Genomic DNA, 16,488 nt, shown 5'->3' on the forward strand with positions numbered 1-16,488 from the left:
TAGGTGCTTGACCCTATAGTGGCTACAGGGTGTTCACTTGGCAACTTGCACTTCAGGGAATTGCGACCAATGAGCCACCCCACCTCCGGCCATGCCCACGATCATAAGCACGAGCACGAGCACGAGCACGAGCACGAGCACGAGCACGAGCACGAGCACGAGCACAGCCCTGCACCCGCCAGCCATTGCTGCGCAGGCAAGGCAACGGCGCCCTCGACCGTCCAGCTCGCGTCCGGGGACAGCGAGGATGCACGGTTGAGCCAGTTCCGCATCGAGGCGATGGACTGTCCGACCGAGCAGACATTGATCCAGAACAAGCTGGCCAAGTTGGCTGGTGTGCAGCAGTTGGATTTCAATCTGATCAACCGCGTGCTTGGCGTGCGCCATTCGCTGCCCGATACCCAGGCGATCGAGAGCGCCATCAAATCGTTGGGCATGCATGCCGAACCCATCAATGGAGACGAGCCTGCCGCCAGTGCGCTGCCGACGCCGCGCAAGCCCTGGTGGCCGCTGGCGCTGTCAGGCGTGACGGCGGTCGCGGCCGAAGTGGTCCATTTCACCCAGGCGGCGCCGACTTGGGTCGTGGCATTGCTGGCCTTGGTGTCGATTGCCAGTTGCGGCCTGGGCACCTACAGCAAGGGCTGGATCGCGCTGAAGAACGGCAACCTCAATATCAACGCGTTGATGAGCATCGCGGTGACCGGTGCGGTGTTGATCGGCCAGTGGCCGGAAGCGGCGATGGTGATGTTCCTGTTCACCGTGGCCGAGCTGATCGAAGCCAAGTCCCTGGATCGTGCGCGCAATGCGATTGGCGGTCTGATGCGCCTCACGCCGGACACGGCCACCGTGCGCCAGGCCGATGGCCAATGGCTGGAACAGGACGTCAAGACTGTCGCTCTGGAGGCCATCGTGCGTGTGCGTCCAGGGGAACGCATCGGTCTTGATGGTGAAGTGATTTCCGGTCAATCCAGCATCGATCAGGCGCCCATTACCGGTGAAAGCCTGCCGGTGGAGAAGGGTGTGGGCGACAAGGTGTTCGCCGGCACCATCAATCAGGCGGGTTCGCTGGAGTTTCAGGTCACTGCCGCGGCTAGCCAGTCGACACTGGCGCGTATCATCCATGCGGTCGAGCAGGCGCAGGGCGCGCGGGCACCCACTCAGCGCTTTGTGGATAACTTTTCACGGATCTATACGCCGGTGGTGTTTGCCCTGGCTCTGCTGATCGCTGTGGTACCGCCGCTGGTAGGTTTCGGCGCCTGGTTTGACTGGATCTACCGTGCGCTGGTACTGCTGGTGGTCGCCTGTCCCTGCGCGCTGGTCATTTCTACCCCGGTTACCATCGTCAGTGCGCTGGCTGCGGCTGCGCGCAAAGGCATCCTGGTCAAGGGGGGCGTGTACCTGGAAGGTGGTCACAAACTGGACTATCTGGCGCTGGACAAGACCGGCACGCTCACCCATGGCAAGCCGGTGCAGACCGATTACGCGCTGCTCGATTCCGCCTTCGAAGGCCGGGCACAGGCGATTGCTCAGGCGTTGGCGGGACGTTCGGACCATCCTGTGTCGCGAGCGATTGCTGCTGACGCAAGTGGGGCGGCCCTGGCCTTGGACAACTTTGAGGCCTTGCTTGGGCGAGGCATCAAGGGCCAGGTGGAAGGGCAGACCTATCATCTGGGCAACCATCGCTTGGTGGAAGAGCTGGGTCAGTGCTCCCCGGCGCTGGAAGCGCAACTCGATCAGCTGGAGCGCGAAGGTAAATCGGTCGTGGTATTGCTGGGCCCGCAGGGGCCGGTGGCGTTGTTCGCGGTGGCCGATACGGTGAAGCAGACCAGCCGCGAGGCCATTGCACAGTTGCATGCGTTGGGCATAAAGACCGTGATGCTGACCGGAGACAACCCGCACACTGCCAAGGCGATTGCCGCCCAAGTGGGTATCGACCAGGCCATTGGCGATCTGTTGCCTGCCGACAAGCTCAAGGCTGTGGAGCAGCTGTACGCCCAAGGACATCGGGTTGGCATGGTCGGTGACGGCATCAACGATGCACCGGCGCTGGCGCGGGCCGAAATCGGTTTCGCCATGGCGGCAGCGGGCACCGACACTGCGATCGAAACCGCCGATGTCGCCTTGATGGACGATGATCTGCGCAAGATACCGGCCTTCATTCGGCTGTCGAGGCAGACCCGCGCCGTGTTACTGCAGAACATCGTACTGGCCCTGGCGATCAAGGCAGTGTTTCTGCTGATGACCGTGGCCGGTATGGCAACGCTGTGGATGGCAGTGTTTGCCGACATGGGCGTAAGCCTGTTGGTGGTGTTCAACGGGCTGCGGTTGCTGCGCAAGTGACGTTGCACCCGTCACTGCGCGGCGCTCTTTTCGCGGCCACCGGCCGCTCCTACGGGGTTCGTGGCACTGCGGATCTCACCGTAGGAGCGGTCATCGGCAGCGAAAGGCCCCCCCGATGCATCTGACATACCGCGGCGCTCTTTTCGCGGCCACTGGCCGCTCCTACAAGGTTCGTGGCACTGCGGATATCAGCGTAGGAGCGGTCATCGGCCGCGAAAGGGTTACCCCGATGCATCTGACATACCGCGCCGTTCCTTTCGCGGCCACTGGCCGCTCCTACGGGGTTGTCAGAGCTGCCGGGCCAGCGCCTCGATCTGCTCTTCGCGCTCGCGTTGGCTCAGGTGCTTGTGGCCGTTGAGCGAGGACCATTGCGGATAGGCGCGGGCCTTGTTCAGGGCTTCGGGCAGCTTGCCTTCGCGCCAGGTCTGCTCCTGTGGCGCCGCCACTTCGATGGTGCCCATGGCGGCATGGCCACGGGCATCGAGGGCTTTCACCAGTTGCTGTTGGCGCAACGCCAGCAGCCGCAGCACGTTGTCGTCCACGGTCAGTTCGCGCTCGCCCTTGAACTTGCCCAACAAGCGCGCGCCATAGCCCCGTGCGGTTTGCAGCGCGCCGCCGGCAATGGCCCCAGCGATGGCCGCCATGCCCAAGGTCAAACCGCCCACCAGCAGGTCGACGCCCGCGCCAGCCGCTGCGCCGGCCGCAATGCCGCCGCCGACCTTTACCCCCAGCTGCTTGAGCGTATCGGGGTTGAACAGATCGTCTCCCCAGCGCCCATCCGACAGCGGCAGGTCGCCTGCCGAGGCATCCTGGCTGCGGAAGGCATACAGTTTCAGCAACGTTTCCACGCAGCGCTGCTCGCGTGTGCGCACCGCTTGGCGGAGGTCTTCGATGGCGCCCGCCGCGGCGTCACTGGTAACGCTGCGACGACAGGCGGCGCAGTCGATCAGCAGTTCGGCAATCAACCGCCGCGCGCTGCCCTGGCGCGCCAGCCGTTGTGCCTGTTGATCGTCGATCAGCCGCTGCAGGGCCGGACGGGAATGCTCCAGCAGCAACGCCAGGCTTTCATAAAGACGCCGTTCACCGTCTTCGGGCGGCGCCACGCTGTCGAAGCGCACCAAGGCATGCAAACCAAGGCGGGCCAGGGCCTCGCGCCAATCCCCCTCGCGCTGCAGGCTGCTGCTGACGAAATTGAGCACTGGCAGTAGCGGTTTCCCGCAGCTGGCCAGCACTTCCAGCTCATCCCGGTACTTGGCCAGCACCGGCTCGCGTGCGTCGATCACGTACAGGCCCGCATCGGAAGCCAATAACTGGCGCAGCACCTTGGCCTCCTGCTCGAAGCGTTGACGGGCTTCGCTGCCCTGCAGAAACCGCTCGACCCGCGCCGGACCGTCGAGACGCTCGCCGGGGCGATCCAGACGCTCCACGAATTCCAGCAAGGCAATGGCATCTTCCAACCCAGGGGTGTCGTAGAGCTCCAACAAGGCATCGCCATCCACTGAAAGACGTGCGCCTTCCACATGTCGTGTGGTGCTGGGCCGGTGTGACACTTCGCCAAAACCCACGTCGCGGGTAAGCGTACGCAGCAGCGAAGTCTTGCCGACGTTGGTATGGCCGACCACGGCCAGGGTCAGGGGCTTACTCATGGCCTGTCTCCAGCCAGCTCAACGGGGTCGATTCATCGACCGGCAGGCCCAGTGCATCCAGCCCCGCCTGCCAATCTCCACGGCGTTGTGGGTCGAGGGCCTGGCCGGGTGGCGCGGGTAACAACCACACTCGGGTAACGTTGGCGCACCTGGCCAGTTCGGCAATCAGGCCAAGGCTGCCGCGATCCGGCGAGCGCCGCGGATCGCAGGCGATCACCAGCCGCGCGGGCGGAAAGCGGGTCATCTGTTCCAGCAGCCGCTGGCGCGACTCGCGGCTGTCGAGCACGCCGGCATCCTGAATGTCGGGCGCCAGGGCAGGCGGCCACGGATGCTGGCCGTCGAGTTCCAGTGCTACCAATACAGCGCCGCTGCTCGATTCGCTGGCTGCTTGAGTGGTGACATGCGGCAACGCGTCTGGCGCCTCATCGCGCACGCCCAAGCGTTCGCTGCTGGGCATCAGCCGTTCGCGCAACTGGCTGTAGCCGGGCAGGCTGGTATCCAGGGTCAAACCCGCGCGGCCTCGGCGCCAACGCCATTGGCAGAACGCGGCCAGCACCAGGCGCGGGCCGATACCGAACACCAGCAGCACGCCGACCAGCCAACCCGCCCAAGCCTGGCGTGCGCCTTCGATGTTGGTCGCCTGATCGCCACTGGCGCGGATCATGTCGATGTCCGGCACACTGAAACCCAGCAGCGCGGGCACGGCGCCCAACATCTGAGTCAGGTTTATGAAGGTGTCCGCGCCCAGAATGGTAGTCTCCCAGACGAAACCATAGCGCCGGGTCGCCAGCAGCAACAGCAGCACGGCCAGCGCACTCAGCAAGGCCAGCAGCCACAGCCCATGCACCAGTGTGCCCAAGGCCCAGCGGTTGAGTCGCCGCCGCTGCAGCAGCAATACCAGCGCCGGTGCCAGATGCACGGCTTGCGCATCACGCGCCAGTTTCTCGCTGAGCCACAACCACAGGCGGCCCAGCACCGCACCGTGTCCACCGGACGCGACCAGCCCCAGCAGCCAGCTCAGCAGCAAAATGAGGTTAAGCCCCAACAGGCTGCCCAGCGCCCAGAACACGTTGACGGGCTGCAGACCATCGCCCAGCGCCGCGAATGCCAGGCCCGCGCCGCTGAACACGGCCAGTACGCCCAGCAGCAGCATCGCCAGTCGCGCACCCTGCAACCAGTGGCTCAGGGCCTGGCGCTGGCCATCACGTTCGGCCAGCAGCAGAGCACGGTGCTCGATGCGCGCGGCCAGGTCGCCGCCTTGCTGACGTGCGCGGCGGTTGGCTTCCAGGTCTTCCAGGGGGCCTGCCTGCTCTTCGCGCAGGCGGATGGCTTCACTGAGCCAGAGTCGATGCAATGCAGTGGGTGCGCTCACGCGTTTTTCCAGGCGGCCGATTCGTCGTGAGCATAACCCAAGGAGGCTCTGCTATTCTGCCGGCCATGAAGACATCTCTCCCTTTAAGCTTGATCGCCGCGCTCGCCGAGAACCGCGTGATCGGCATCGACAACAGCATGCCCTGGCACCTGCCGGGGGATTTCAAGTATTTCAAGGCAACCACCCTGGGCAAGCCCATCATCATGGGTCGCAAGACCTGGGACTCGCTCGGCCGCCCACTGCCGGGGCGCCTGAACCTGGTGGTCAGCCGACAGCCGGACCTGCAACTGCCGGGTGCCGAAGTGTTCACTTCGCTGCAGGCGGCCATCGAGCGTGCCGAAGCCTGGGCTCGCGAACAGGGCGCCGAGGAAGTGATGCTCATTGGTGGCGCGCAGCTGTACGAGCTGGGCCTTGCTCAGGCGGATCGCCTGTACCTGACGCGGGTAGCCTTGCACCCGGAAGGGGATGCCTGGTTTCCCGAGTTCGACGAGAACCAATGGCAGAGGGTGTCGAGCGTGCCCAACGAAGCGGTCGACGACAAGCCGGCCTACACGTTCGAGGTATGGGCGCGCAGATGATCGGATGGCCTGTTCGCGCCGCCTGTTCGAGAGGGCGCCCACGAACAGGCAGCAGCGGTTACGCCGAAGCCAGTTCCTTGTGCTCATCAGCTGCCAGCAAAGCCTGGTCGGTCTGACCCATCACTTGGCTGGTAATGGTGCCCGCTGCCATCGACCCGCTCACGTTCAGTGCCGTGCGGCCCATGTCGATCAGCGGCTCGACTGAAATCAGCAGCGCCACCAGGGTGACCGGCAAGCCCATGGCCGGCAGTACGATCAATGCAGCAAAGGTCGCGCCGCCGCCCACCCCTGCCACACCGGCCGAACTCAGGGTGACGATGCCCACCAACGTGGCGATCCACAGTGGATCGAGTGGGTTGATCCCAACCGTGGGCGCGACCATCACTGCCAGCATGGCTGGATACAGGCCAGCGCAGCCATTCTGGCCGATCGTCGCGCCAAAGGAGGCGGCGAAGCTGGCGATCGCTTGAGGTACGCCCAAGCGACGAGTCTGCGCTTCGATGCTCAGTGGAATGGTCGCCGCGCTCGAGCGGCTGGTGAAGGCAAAGGTCAGCACCGGCCACACCTTGCGGAAGAACCGCAGCGGATTGACCCCAGCCAGGCTCAGCAGCAGCCCGTGCACCGCGAACATCAATGCCAGGCCGATGTACGATACCACCACGAAACTGCCCAGCTTGACGATATCCTGCACGTTGGAACTGGCGACCACCTTGGCCATCAGGGCCAGCACACCGTAGGGCGTCAGCTTCATCACCAGCCGCACCAGGCGCATCACCCAGGCCTGCAGCACGTCGATCGCACCCAGCACTTTCGTCCCTTTGTCGGCATCGTCCTTGAACAGCTGCAAAGCCGCCATGCCCAGGAACGCGGCAAAGATCACCACGCTGATGATCGACGTGGGTTTGGCCCGTGCCAGGTCGGCGAAGGGGTTCTGCGGAATGAACGAGAGCAGCAGTTGCGGCACGTTGAGGTCGGCCACCTTGCCCGCATAGTCGCTCTGGATCGTCGCCAGACGTGCCGTTTCCTGGGTCCCGGCGACCAGGCCCTCGGCGGTCAGGCCGAACAGGTTGGTCAGACCGATACCGATCAGTGCTGCGATTGCGGTGGTGAACAGCAGCGTGCCGATGGTCAGGAAGCTGATCTTGCCCAGCGAAGAGGCATTGTGCAGACGGGCCACCGCACTGAGGATGGACGCGAAGATCAGTGGCATGACGATCATCTGCAACAGTTGCACATAGCCGTTGCCAACCAGTTCCAGCCAACTGATGGTGCTTTTGAGCACAGGGTGGCCGGCACCGTAGACGGTGTGCAGGCCGATACCGAACAGAACGCCCAAGGCAAGGCCCAGCAAGACCTTCTTGGCCAGGCTCCAGTCGGTGCGACGCGTTTGTGCCAGACCCAGCAGCAATGCCGCGAAGATCAGCAGGTTCAACAGCAGGGGCAGGTTCATGTCAGCTCCGAAAGATTGACGACCGCGGCTCTACGGACGCTGGTCAATCGCGAATGCTAACACCCTGAATCGAAAGGTAATTAATATCGGAATGGAAGATCGTTAGGCGTTTTTGGAATAAGCGTCTGGGCCCTCACGGCAAATGGCCGGTCTTCACCAGAGGTTGCGTGAAGACCGGCCTGCAGGGTCCTGCTAGCGAAGAGCGTCTTACAGCCCGTCGAGCATCGCCTTGTTGCGTACCGCGCCCTTGTCGGCGCTGGTGGCCAGCAGGGCATAGGCCTTGAGTGCGGTGGTCACCTTGCGTGGACGCACCTCGACCGGCTTCCAGCCTTTCTTGTCCTGCTCGGCACGACGGGCAGCCAGTTCGGCATCGTCCACCAGCAGGTTGATCGAGCGGTTGGGAATGTCGATCAGCACCTTGTCGCCGTCCTGCACCAGGCCAATGGCACCACCTGCCGCCGCTTCAGGCGATGCGTGGCCGATCGACAGGCCGGACGTGCCGCCCGAGAAACGTCCGTCGGTGAGGAGCGCGCAGGCTTTGCCCAGGCCCTTGGACTTGAGGTACGACGTCGGGTACAGCATCTCCTGCATGCCCGGCCCACCCTTGGGGCCTTCGTAGCGGATGATCACGATGTCACCGGCCTGCACTTCGTCGGCAAGGATGCCACGCACCGCGCTGTCCTGGCTTTCGAAGATCTTGGCGTTGCCCTCGAACACGTGGATGGACTCATCCACGCCGGCGGTCTTCACCACGCAGCCATCCATTGCGATGTTGCCGTAGAGCACGGCAAGGCCACCTTCCTGGGAGTAGGCGTGTTCGAAGCTGCGGATGCAGCCGTTTTCGCGGTCGTCGTCCAAGGTGTCCCAGCGGGTCGACTGGCTGAAGGCAGTTTGCGTCGGTATGCCACCGGGGCCGGCCTTGAAGAAGTGGTGCACCGCTTCGTCGGTGGTCTGGGTGATGTCCCACTTGGCGATGCCTTCGGCCATGCTGCGGCTGTGCACGGTCGGCAGGTCGGTGTGCAGCAGGCCGCCACGGGCCAGCGAGCCGAGGATGCTGAAGATGCCGCCAGCGCGGTGCACGTCTTCCATATGGTATTTCTGAATGTTCGGCGCGACCTTGCACAGCTGCGGCACGGTACGCGACAAGCGATCGATGTCGCGCAGGTCGAATTCGATCTCGGCTTCCTGGGCAGCGGCCAGCAGGTGCAGGATGGTGTTGGTCGAACCACCCATGGCGATGTCCAGCATCATGGCGTTTTCGAATGCCTTGAAGTTGGCGATATTGCGCGGCAGGACCGACGCGTCGTCCTCGCCGTAGTAGCGCTTGCACAGCTCGACGATGGTGCGGCCCGCCTGCAGGAACAGCTGCTCGCGGTCACTGTGGGTCGCCAGGGTGGAACCGTTGCCCGGCAGAGCCAGGCCCAGGGCCTCGGTCAGGCAGTTCATCGAGTTGGCGGTGAACATGCCTGAACACGAACCGCAGGTCGGGCAGGCGCTGCGCTCGTATTCGGCGACCTTTTCATCCGAAGCGGTATCGTCGGCGGCAATCACCATGGCGTCGACCAGGTCCAGGCCGTGGCTGGCCAGCTTGGTCTTGCCGGCTTCCATCGGCCCGCCGGAAACGAAGATCACCGGAATGTTCAGGCGCAAGGCGGCCATCAGCATGCCAGGAGTGATCTTGTCGCAGTTGGAGATGCACACGATGGCATCGGCGCAGTGGGCGTTGACCATGTACTCGACCGAGTCGGCGATGATCTCGCGGCTGGGCAGGGAATACAGCATCCCGTCGTGGCCCATGGCAATGCCGTCGTCCACGGCAATCGTGTTAAATTCCTTGGCCACGCCGCCGGCGCGCTCGATTTCGCGTGCAACCAGCTGACCGAGATCCTTGAGGTGCACATGCCCCGGCACGAACTGGGTGAACGAGTTGGCGATGGCAATGATCGGTTTCTTGAAATCGTCGTCCTTCATGCCAGTGGCACGCCACAGCGCGCGGGCACCGGCCATGTTGCGACCGTGGGTGGACGTTTTCGAGCGATAGTCAGGCATGGAACGACTCCGGGCGGCTAATCGGGTTGCAATGAGGGATTGAGCTTTTCCTGGTCCGCGGCACGCTCGGGCGGTGTGTTGCCGTGCTTGCGGATGAGGCCGGTAACGCTGCGGGATCGCCACGCGTTCGGCCGAGCTCATAAACCCGCCGGGGGATGATTGGCGATGAGTAGGGCGATTCTACACCCATGGGGGAAGGATGGAACGTGGGGCAGGGCAAGTAATCGGCAGTAAGGCCTGACGCGGCTCGCGCGGCTCTTTTACAGGCCCTCTCCGGACTGAACGCCCTGCGGTTCGCTTTATAGACTGGAAGGAGGCGCTCGCCTGGCGAGAAAAGCCAAAGCATTCAATAGAAGAACGCCCGAAGCTCCCATCAAGACGAAGGTCCAGCCCAATGTTTGAAGCAGTTGGTGGCTGGAATTACTGACAAAAGCACTCACCACGCCCCCGATGATAAAAACAGTCGTGTTTAGTAACGACGATGCGGTGCCTGCACTCTGTTCCGATAGATCAAGTGCTTCGGAAGTTGCCGCTGGCCTAAGGATGCTGGCGCCTGCTGTGCAGAAAATCGCTGGCACTAAAATGCTGGCGAACGATAGTTGCCATGTCTCTGGCATCAGGATGATGGCTGTTCCCGATCCTAGAATGAGCGTCAATCCTGCAGTCATCTGCACATGAACGGACGTCACACGGCCCAGTCGGGAAGCAGCATAGCCCCCGCCTACATAAGCAAGGCTGTAGCACAGCAACGAGAAAGCGAACTCCATGGATGTGAAGCCTAGCTTTTCCAAGAAAAATAGCGGAGAGATGACGATGAAGGAGAAATGGCTGGCAAATGCGATTGCCGACAGCAGGGACATCCCAATGAATCGAAGCTTCATGCAAGGTCCAAACCGGTCGCTCCAGCCGACATTGATAGAAGAGCTGCTGATGCTGTCTTGATCCATCAGCTTGCGCGCAAGCCAGATCGTAACGACACCGAGCGCTGCAAAGACGTGAAAGCTCGCTGTCCACCCTGCTACGGTTTGCAGCATCGTGCCGATCAATGGCGAAACTGATATACAGATCCCACTGATACTGACCATGAGTATTCGAAGCTGGCGCCGCTGAGTGCCGAAAAACAGGTCTTGGATGATTGCATTGGCTAAAACGAAGCAACCACAGCCTATTGCCTGCACCAGCCGGAACGTCAAAAAGCTTGAGAAGTCTTGCGCCATAGTGCATCCAATCGCGCCGCTCACGGCTAAACCAAGCCCAGCGAGCAGAAGCTTCCTCCTGCCAAAGCGATCCGAAAGCGGGCCAATGGCGATCTGTGAGAAGGCGAAGCCCATAGCGAAGATACTGAGTGAAAAGGCGATCCGTGTGGTGCTGGTTTGAAAATGCTCGGCCAAGGCTGGAAAGGAGGGAAGGATGACGTCCAACGGGAAAACGCCCAGCGAGGTCATCAGTATCAAGAGTGCGATGATTCCTGCTTGCCTCTGGTCCGTACGTTTTAGGTCACAATTCATCCAACAGCCCTGCCTTATGGAATGGCTCCCGCTGATTTTCAGTTGTAATTGCTCCCGCGCTTCGGAGAGCACTGAACGTTGCCACGCACGATCGCTTTGCACGTTGTGAAAGCAGATTATCGCTGTTGAGCGAATGAGCTATCTCCGATGCCAACGCTGTGTTGATCCCCTCGTCTCTCAATGCTGAGCTGAGCCAGTCTTCGTCGATGAGTGCAAAAGTTTTCATCAAGATTGGGAGCAGTCGGCTGATGCAGTTTCGAGTGTGCTCATCGGCGTGTCTCCATCCATGAACAAATAGCCCGGAGAAAAATTTGCAGTGACGAGCTTCGTCCTGTAAATGGTCTCGAAGCATGGACCCTACTGGACGTTTCAAAGATGCTGAGGATAAATCGAGTAGCTCTTTTGCAATGGCAGTCTCGGATATGAAAGCTGTCAGGAATCTAAAGAGCGGACGCTGTTCTTTTTTCTCGGATTTTTCGAGTTTTGAAATTTCTAAAATGCGTTTAAATTCTGATATCTGCTGATTGTCAGCGTAGAGCTGCGCTACTTGATCGGCCAGCTCCTCTGAAAAAAGGGCGTGGTAGGCTTCATCTGTATATAGGCGGAGTGCCAGGTTTTTGGATTTTTCAGGCAGGTTGAGTCCCGAGTTTCTTTCTGTGATCTCACAGACTGCCTGGTTTACAATCTGAAGCTCTAGGGTTGTTGTGTATCGAAGAAAATAGATGAGATGCTTTGCCAGCAATCGTTGCTTTGATGCTGGTGATAGGCCTGAAACCTCAGATCTGGTAAATGCAGGCGCCATATGTTCGGGAAACCACCACTGATGATGATCCACTGTATCTGTATCATTCGGGCTAATATCATATGCCCATTGCTTGCTGCGAACCGCTGAACGCATATTCCAATCTTTCAGGTCGGTCATAGTGGTTCGATTCATTAAGGGGTCTCCCCTCGCATCAATGTCATTTCTAATGCGATCGGAATGGCGGAGTGTTCTCCATATCCAATACCCACGAAGAATAAAGGTTGTTCGTGGGAAGGCTCGATTTTTAGCGCGTGTTCAACAGCCGCATCATTGAATGCGCCTGTAACCCATGTCTTGAAATTCAACGCAGTGGCGATAAGTTGAAGGCTCTGGGAAATATGACCGGCTTCAATCAGTGCCATTCGGTAGGCGCGGGAGTGTTCGTACTTCCACCACAATTTGTCTAGCCGAGAAGTCAGCCAAATCCCCATTGGAAGATTGTCAACGAAATGTTGACCGCTCAATGTCTCGCCAAGAGCCGTTGATGTGAGTGGGCCACGGTGCTCCAATGCATGTTCGTAAGGATCGTAATAGTAGAATCCAGCTTCCACGTCCCGAATGTTTTTTGCGTACACATACCCTTCTGTGGCGTTCAGGCCCCCTGCCGATGGGGAGGTTCGACGCTGACCCAATGCACAGATGCTGGCAGCTTTTGAAGCCTTTCTAAATGGAGTGGTAAAGCCGAGCGCTATAAAAAGTAAAGTGGAGACGTCTATCAAGGATAACTCCTGATTATGAAATACTCTACAAGTTGCTCGGTTTAAAAGGGTGCTTTTCAATGAGGCGTCCAGATCAGAAATATTTGGCTTCGGCAGCTTGATACGCCGCTGGCTCGCACTGCATTTATCAATTGATGTAGGGGCGCAACTAGATAGCACCTCGAAGCAGTGCTGTTGATAGGCTTTGGCCCAGTCTTCCACATTGGCGATTGCTGTCTCAAACTGAATATTTTTTGTACCGATATGAAAAATCTTTGAAAGGATATCCCATCCCCATGTGTCTTGAGGCACAGGTTCTGATGATAGGACGCCACTTTGAAGGAGCGAGCGATCTACGATGGACTCCGCATCAAAACTAGCAGGGCTAGTGAGGATCGAATTCAATCGAATCCATGTGTCTGGGTCTATTTCGTACTGCTGATGGTTGCGATAGTCCCATAGTATCCACTGGCCTTGGTGCGGATAAATAAATAGGTCTTGATTTAAATACATGGAAAACCTCCTCAGCAAAGGAGGAAGGGTCCGGTTTCCCTCCCCCCTTTCTTAGGGTTTACTTGGCTTTAACCAAGCACATCAGGTTGGCGATTTTTTTTGATTCGAGATTTATCTTCTTCATTTTATTCCCTCGCTTTCATTGGAAGTCACGACGATGTGACGCCTTGAGGTTAATAGCCGTACGAAAGAAGTCAAGGGCGTATTCACAGAGTCGGCAGGCGAATTGTTTGAGTTGTAAAAGCTGTACTGGCTTCTGCGAGATATCTGTATCTACTTATATTGTTCTCTTTCAGGTCCGTGCGTTCGGCTAAATAGCCGGATTGAGCTAACTCATTGTTTCTTGAGCGATGCGAGCCAGACATGCTCCTTTCACGCTTTCATCTTCATATGATGGCGCAGGGGGAGCTGTATATGTCTCAAAATGTGTAGGTGTAGTGGGTAACGTGAGATGAAGTGAGTGCAAGGACGTACGTTGGAGTCGATCACGAGAAATACATCGATTCCAACATACGGCTGCAGCAGTGCTAGCTATTAGGCAACAACCGGCACGTAATGCTCTTGATGTACCGCGTTTCCGGAATCGCTGGATGCACCGGGTGGTCCGGGCCTTGGCCGCCGCGTTCCAGCAGCTGGATGTTGCGGTCCAGGTGGCGGGCGCTGGTCAGCAGGATGTTCTGCAGATCGTCTTCGGGCAGGTGCATGGAGCACGAGGCGCTGACCAGGATGCCGTCCTTGCTGAGCAGGCGCATGGCTTGTTCGTTGAGGCGGCGGTAGGCGCCTTCGCCGTTCTTCAGGTCTTTCTTGCGCTTGATGAACGCGGGCGGGTCAGCCACGATCACGTCGAAGCGTTCTTCGGCGGCCTTCAGCTCTTTCAAGGCTTCGAACACGTCGCCTTCCACGCAGGTGACTTTTTCGGCGAAGCCGTTGAGCGCGGCATTGCGCTCGACGCCATCGAGGGCGAAGCCCGAAGCGTCGACGCAGAATACTTCACTGGCGCCGAAGGCACCGGCCTGCACGCCCCAGCCGCCGATGTAGCTGAACAGGTCGAGCACGCGCTTGCCCTTGACGTACGGCGCCAGGCGCGCGCGGTTCATGCGGTGGTCGTAGAACCAGCCGGTCTTCTGGCCTTCCATCACCGGCGCTTCGAACTTCACGCCGTTCTCTTCCAGGGCGACCCACTCCGGCACCACACCAAAGGCGCTCTCCACGTAGCGCTCCAGGCCTTCGGCATCGCGGGCGGCTGAGTCGTTCTTGAACAGAATGCCGCTGGGTTTGATCACCTGGATCAATGCGGCCATGACATCGGCCTTGTAGCGTTCCATGGTGGCCGAAGCCAGCTGCACCACCAGGATGTCGCCGAAGCGATCCACCACGAGGCCCGGCAGCAGGTCGGAATCGCCGAATACCAGGCGATAGAACGGCTTGTCGAACAGGCGCTCGCGCAACGACAGACACACGTTGAGGCGGTGCACCAGCAGCGACTTGTCCAGGCTCAGCTTGACGTCGCGCGACAGCAAGCGAGCGCAGATCAGGTTGTTCGGACTCATTGCGACCACGCCCAGGGGCTTGCCACCCGCCGCTTCGAGAATGGCCTGATCGCCCGCCTGGAACCCGTTCAGCGGAGTGGCGGCCACGTCGATCTCGTTGCTGTAGACCCACAGGTGTCCGGCGCGCAGGCGGCGGTCGGCGTTGGCTTTGAGGCGAAGGCTGGGCAGGGACATGAAGTCGCTCCGGAAAAAAGAGCGGGAGTATAACCCGCCGTCCCCATCGCCGACGGCTCATTCGACAAATGACCCGGTGCGCACGGTGGGCGCTGCGGACCTTAACAGTTAGAATCCCCATGGTGTCCGGGGCGTCGAGCCTGGGGCACGGTTGCCTATCGATCCGCGTTTCGCATCAGGGGCCCCATGCCTGAATTACCCGAAGTAGAAACCACTCGCCGGGGCATTGCCCCGCACCTGGAAGGGCAGCGCGTGAGCCGCGTGATCGTCCGCGACCGGCGCCTGCGCTGGCCGATACCCGAAGATCTGGATGCGCGGTTGTCCGGGCAGCGGATCGTGGCCGTCGAGCGGCGGGCCAAGTACCTGTTGATCAACGCCGAAGTCGGCACCTTGATCAGCCACCTGGGCATGTCGGGCAACCTGCGCCTGGTCGAAGCCGGCCTGCCGGCGCTCAAGCACGAGCATGTCGACATCGAGCTGGAATCGGGCATGGCCTTGCGCTACACCGATCCGCGACGTTTCGGCGCCATGCTCTGGAGCCTGGATGCGCTCAACCACACATTGCTCCAGGGGCTGGGGCCCGAACCGTTGACCGAGCTGTTCGACGGCGAACGGCTGTTTCAGCTGTCGCGTGGCCGCAGCATGGCGGTCAAGCCGTTCATCATGGACAACGCAGTGGTGGTCGGGGTGGGTAATATCTACGCGAACGAAGCGCTGTTCGCCGCCGGTATCGACCCGCGCCGCGCGGCGGGGGGCATATCGCGCGGCCGCTACCTGCGCCTGGCGGTCGAGATCAAGCGCATCCTGGCCTACGCGATCGAACGCGGTGGTACCACGTTGCGCGACTTCATCGGCGGGGATGGCCAGCCGGGCTACTTTCAGCAGGAATTGTTCGCCTATGGCCGCGGTGGGCAGCTGTGCAAGGTCTGCGGTACCACCCTGCGCGAGGTCAAGCTGGGCCAGCGTGCCAGCGTGTATTGCCCGCGCTGCCAGACATGATCCGGCTGCGCGCGGCCTGCACAATGGCGGGCAACTGATATAGTTACTTGCATCCCTGATGACCCCATCGCAAATCGCAGTCGCCCCACGTGAGCAGAAGGATTGTGCCATGAACCTGTTTCGAACCCTGTCGCTGGCGCTGGTCGTCAGTTTCGGCCTGCACGTCGTGCCGGCCACTGCCGCCGATTCGAGCATGAGCACCAGCAGCGGTGACCCGACCTACCAGATCCAGAATCCGCCGGCCTATGCCATGATCGGCGATCTGCTGATCGCGCGGCCGCTGCTGGTGGCCGCCACTATCGTGGGCGCGGGGCTGTTCGTGATCGCATTGCCGTTCACCGCCGCCGGTGGCAACGTCGGCGCCAGCGGCAAGGCCTTGGTGGTCGATCCGGGCCGGGCCGCCTTCGTGCGTTGCCTGGGCTGCACGAACAGCGGCTACGGCAACCGCGACTGAGCCTGTCGCTGGCGCATCTGCCAGCGCGCTGGAATCAATGCTTGCCGGTGATCTGCTTGTACTTGGCCATCAGCTGTTCCTGGGATTCAGGATGCGCTTCGTCCAGCGGTATGCAATCCACCGGGCAGACCTGTTGGCACTGTGGCTCGTCGTAGTGGCCTACGCACTGGGTACACAGGTTGGGATCGATCACGTAGATCTCTTCCCCCTGGGAAATGGCAGCGTTCGGGCACTCGGGTTCGCAGACGTCGCAGTTGATGCAATCGTCGGTGATGATAAGGGACATGAAGACTCCGGCCCGAGACAACGGCCCAGGCATGTGAAAACCAATGGGCGCAATTGTGCCGCATTA

13 protein-coding genes are annotated in these 16,488 nt (G+C 60.6%); 4 read left to right on the forward strand and 9 right to left on the reverse strand.

Annotated elements, in window-relative coordinates:
* The first annotated feature begins 69 nt into the window (after positions 1–69).
* On the forward strand, positions 70–2,340 hold the full coding sequence (locus IFT80_RS10635) for a heavy metal translocating P-type ATPase (RefSeq protein WP_192137537.1): 2,271 nt from the start codon (positions 70–72) through the stop codon (positions 2,338–2,340).
* Between the two features lie 287 nt (positions 2,341–2,627).
* On the opposite strand, the gene IFT80_RS10640 is transcribed toward IFT80_RS10635, so the two are convergent.
* Positions 2,628–3,986, reverse strand: a complete 1,359-nt coding sequence (locus tag IFT80_RS10640) for a DUF3482 domain-containing protein (protein ID WP_192058933.1) — start codon at positions 3,984–3,986, stop codon at positions 2,628–2,630.
* Positions 3,979–5,358 (reverse strand): DUF2868 domain-containing protein, encoded by a 1,380-nt coding sequence (locus IFT80_RS10645; protein WP_192137538.1) that lies wholly within the window; start codon positions 5,356–5,358, stop codon positions 3,979–3,981. The genes IFT80_RS10640 and IFT80_RS10645 overlap by 8 nt, the downstream gene beginning before the upstream one ends.
* A gap of 65 nt (positions 5,359–5,423) precedes the next feature.
* On the opposite strand from IFT80_RS10645, the gene IFT80_RS10650 reads away from it, so the two are divergent.
* Complete coding sequence (locus IFT80_RS10650) at positions 5,424–5,936, forward strand: dihydrofolate reductase (protein WP_192058937.1); 513 nt, start codon at positions 5,424–5,426, stop codon at positions 5,934–5,936.
* A gap of 58 nt (positions 5,937–5,994) precedes the next feature.
* Here IFT80_RS10650 and IFT80_RS10655 read toward each other — a convergent pair whose 3' ends face one another.
* The 6 genes from IFT80_RS10655 to IFT80_RS10680 all read right to left on the reverse strand — a co-directional run bounded on the left by IFT80_RS10655 (position 5,995) and on the right by IFT80_RS10680 (position 14,683).
* The gene (locus IFT80_RS10655) at positions 5,995–7,386 is read right to left on the reverse strand and encodes an L-cystine transporter (protein ID WP_192102816.1); all 1,392 of its coding nucleotides are present in this window, start codon (positions 7,384–7,386) and stop codon (positions 5,995–5,997) included.
* Between the two features lie 207 nt (positions 7,387–7,593).
* On the reverse strand, positions 7,594–9,435 hold the full coding sequence (gene ilvD, locus IFT80_RS10660; RefSeq protein WP_122795915.1) for a dihydroxy-acid dehydratase: 1,842 nt from the start codon (positions 9,433–9,435) through the stop codon (positions 7,594–7,596).
* A 299-nt stretch (positions 9,436–9,734) separates the two neighbouring features.
* Entirely contained in the window at positions 9,735–10,943 is a 1,209-nt protein-coding gene (locus IFT80_RS10665) for an MFS transporter (protein WP_244652401.1), read from the reverse strand.
* Entirely contained in the window at positions 10,933–11,865 is a 933-nt protein-coding gene (locus IFT80_RS10670; RefSeq protein ID WP_192137540.1) for a diiron oxygenase, read from the reverse strand. Before IFT80_RS10670 ends, IFT80_RS10665 begins: the two co-directional genes overlap by 11 nt.
* Positions 11,866–11,879: 14 nt before the next feature.
* Positions 11,880–12,959 carry a SagB/ThcOx family dehydrogenase gene (locus IFT80_RS10675; RefSeq protein WP_122714496.1) on the reverse strand — a complete coding sequence of 360 codons (1,080 nt, stop codon included), beginning with the start codon at positions 12,957–12,959 and terminating at the stop codon, positions 11,880–11,882.
* 527 nt (positions 12,960–13,486) lie between these two features.
* Entirely contained in the window at positions 13,487–14,683 is a 1,197-nt protein-coding gene (locus IFT80_RS10680) for a class I SAM-dependent rRNA methyltransferase (RefSeq protein WP_122480530.1), read from the reverse strand.
* Positions 14,684–14,869: 186 nt separating this feature from the next.
* On the opposite strand from IFT80_RS10680, the gene mutM reads away from it, so the two are divergent.
* Together mutM and IFT80_RS10690 are read left to right on the forward strand one after the other, a co-directional pair.
* On the forward strand, positions 14,870–15,682 hold the full coding sequence (gene mutM, locus IFT80_RS10685; protein ID WP_192137541.1) for a bifunctional DNA-formamidopyrimidine glycosylase/DNA-(apurinic or apyrimidinic site) lyase: 813 nt from the start codon (positions 14,870–14,872) through the stop codon (positions 15,680–15,682).
* A gap of 109 nt (positions 15,683–15,791) precedes the next feature.
* On the forward strand, positions 15,792–16,136 hold the full coding sequence (locus IFT80_RS10690; RefSeq protein ID WP_192055887.1) for a multidrug transporter: 345 nt from the start codon (positions 15,792–15,794) through the stop codon (positions 16,134–16,136).
* 34 nt (positions 16,137–16,170) lie between these two features.
* Here IFT80_RS10690 and IFT80_RS10695 read toward each other — a convergent pair whose 3' ends face one another.
* Positions 16,171–16,422, reverse strand: a complete 252-nt coding sequence (locus IFT80_RS10695; RefSeq protein WP_043191560.1) for a YfhL family 4Fe-4S dicluster ferredoxin — start codon at positions 16,420–16,422, stop codon at positions 16,171–16,173.
* Between the last annotated feature and the right edge of the window lie 66 nt (positions 16,423–16,488).

The organism is Pseudomonas sp. CFBP 8771 (genome assembly GCF_014841695.1).
GTDB classification, from domain to species: domain Bacteria; phylum Pseudomonadota; class Gammaproteobacteria; order Pseudomonadales; family Pseudomonadaceae; genus Aquipseudomonas; species Aquipseudomonas baltica.

Coding starts and splice junctions, on each gene's coding strand:
- IFT80_RS10635 (WP_192137537.1), top strand. CDS start 70: ATGAGCCACCCCACCTCCGGCCATGCCCACGATCATAAGCACGAGCAC.
- IFT80_RS10640 (WP_192058933.1), bottom strand. CDS start 3,986: ATGAGTAAGCCCCTGACCCTGGCCGTGGTCGGCCATACCAACGTCGGC.
- IFT80_RS10650 (WP_192058937.1), top strand. CDS start 5,424: ATGAAGACATCTCTCCCTTTAAGCTTGATCGCCGCGCTCGCCGAGAAC.
- IFT80_RS10655 (WP_192102816.1), bottom strand. CDS start 7,386: ATGAACCTGCCCCTGCTGTTGAACCTGCTGATCTTCGCGGCATTGCTG.
- ilvD (WP_122795915.1), bottom strand. CDS start 9,435: ATGCCTGACTATCGCTCGAAAACGTCCACCCACGGTCGCAACATGGCC.
- IFT80_RS10665 (WP_244652401.1), bottom strand. CDS start 10,943: ATGAATTGTGACCTAAAACGTACGGACCAGAGGCAAGCAGGAATCATC.
- IFT80_RS10670 (WP_192137540.1), bottom strand. CDS start 11,865: ATGACCGACCTGAAAGATTGGAATATGCGTTCAGCGGTTCGCAGCAAG.
- IFT80_RS10675 (WP_122714496.1), bottom strand. CDS start 12,959: ATGTATTTAAATCAAGACCTATTTATTTATCCGCACCAAGGCCAGTGG.
- IFT80_RS10680 (WP_122480530.1), bottom strand. CDS start 14,683: ATGTCCCTGCCCAGCCTTCGCCTCAAAGCCAACGCCGACCGCCGCCTG.
- mutM (WP_192137541.1), top strand. CDS start 14,870: ATGCCTGAATTACCCGAAGTAGAAACCACTCGCCGGGGCATTGCCCCG.
- IFT80_RS10690 (WP_192055887.1), top strand. CDS start 15,792: ATGAACCTGTTTCGAACCCTGTCGCTGGCGCTGGTCGTCAGTTTCGGC.
- IFT80_RS10695 (WP_043191560.1), bottom strand. CDS start 16,422: ATGTCCCTTATCATCACCGACGATTGCATCAACTGCGACGTCTGCGAA.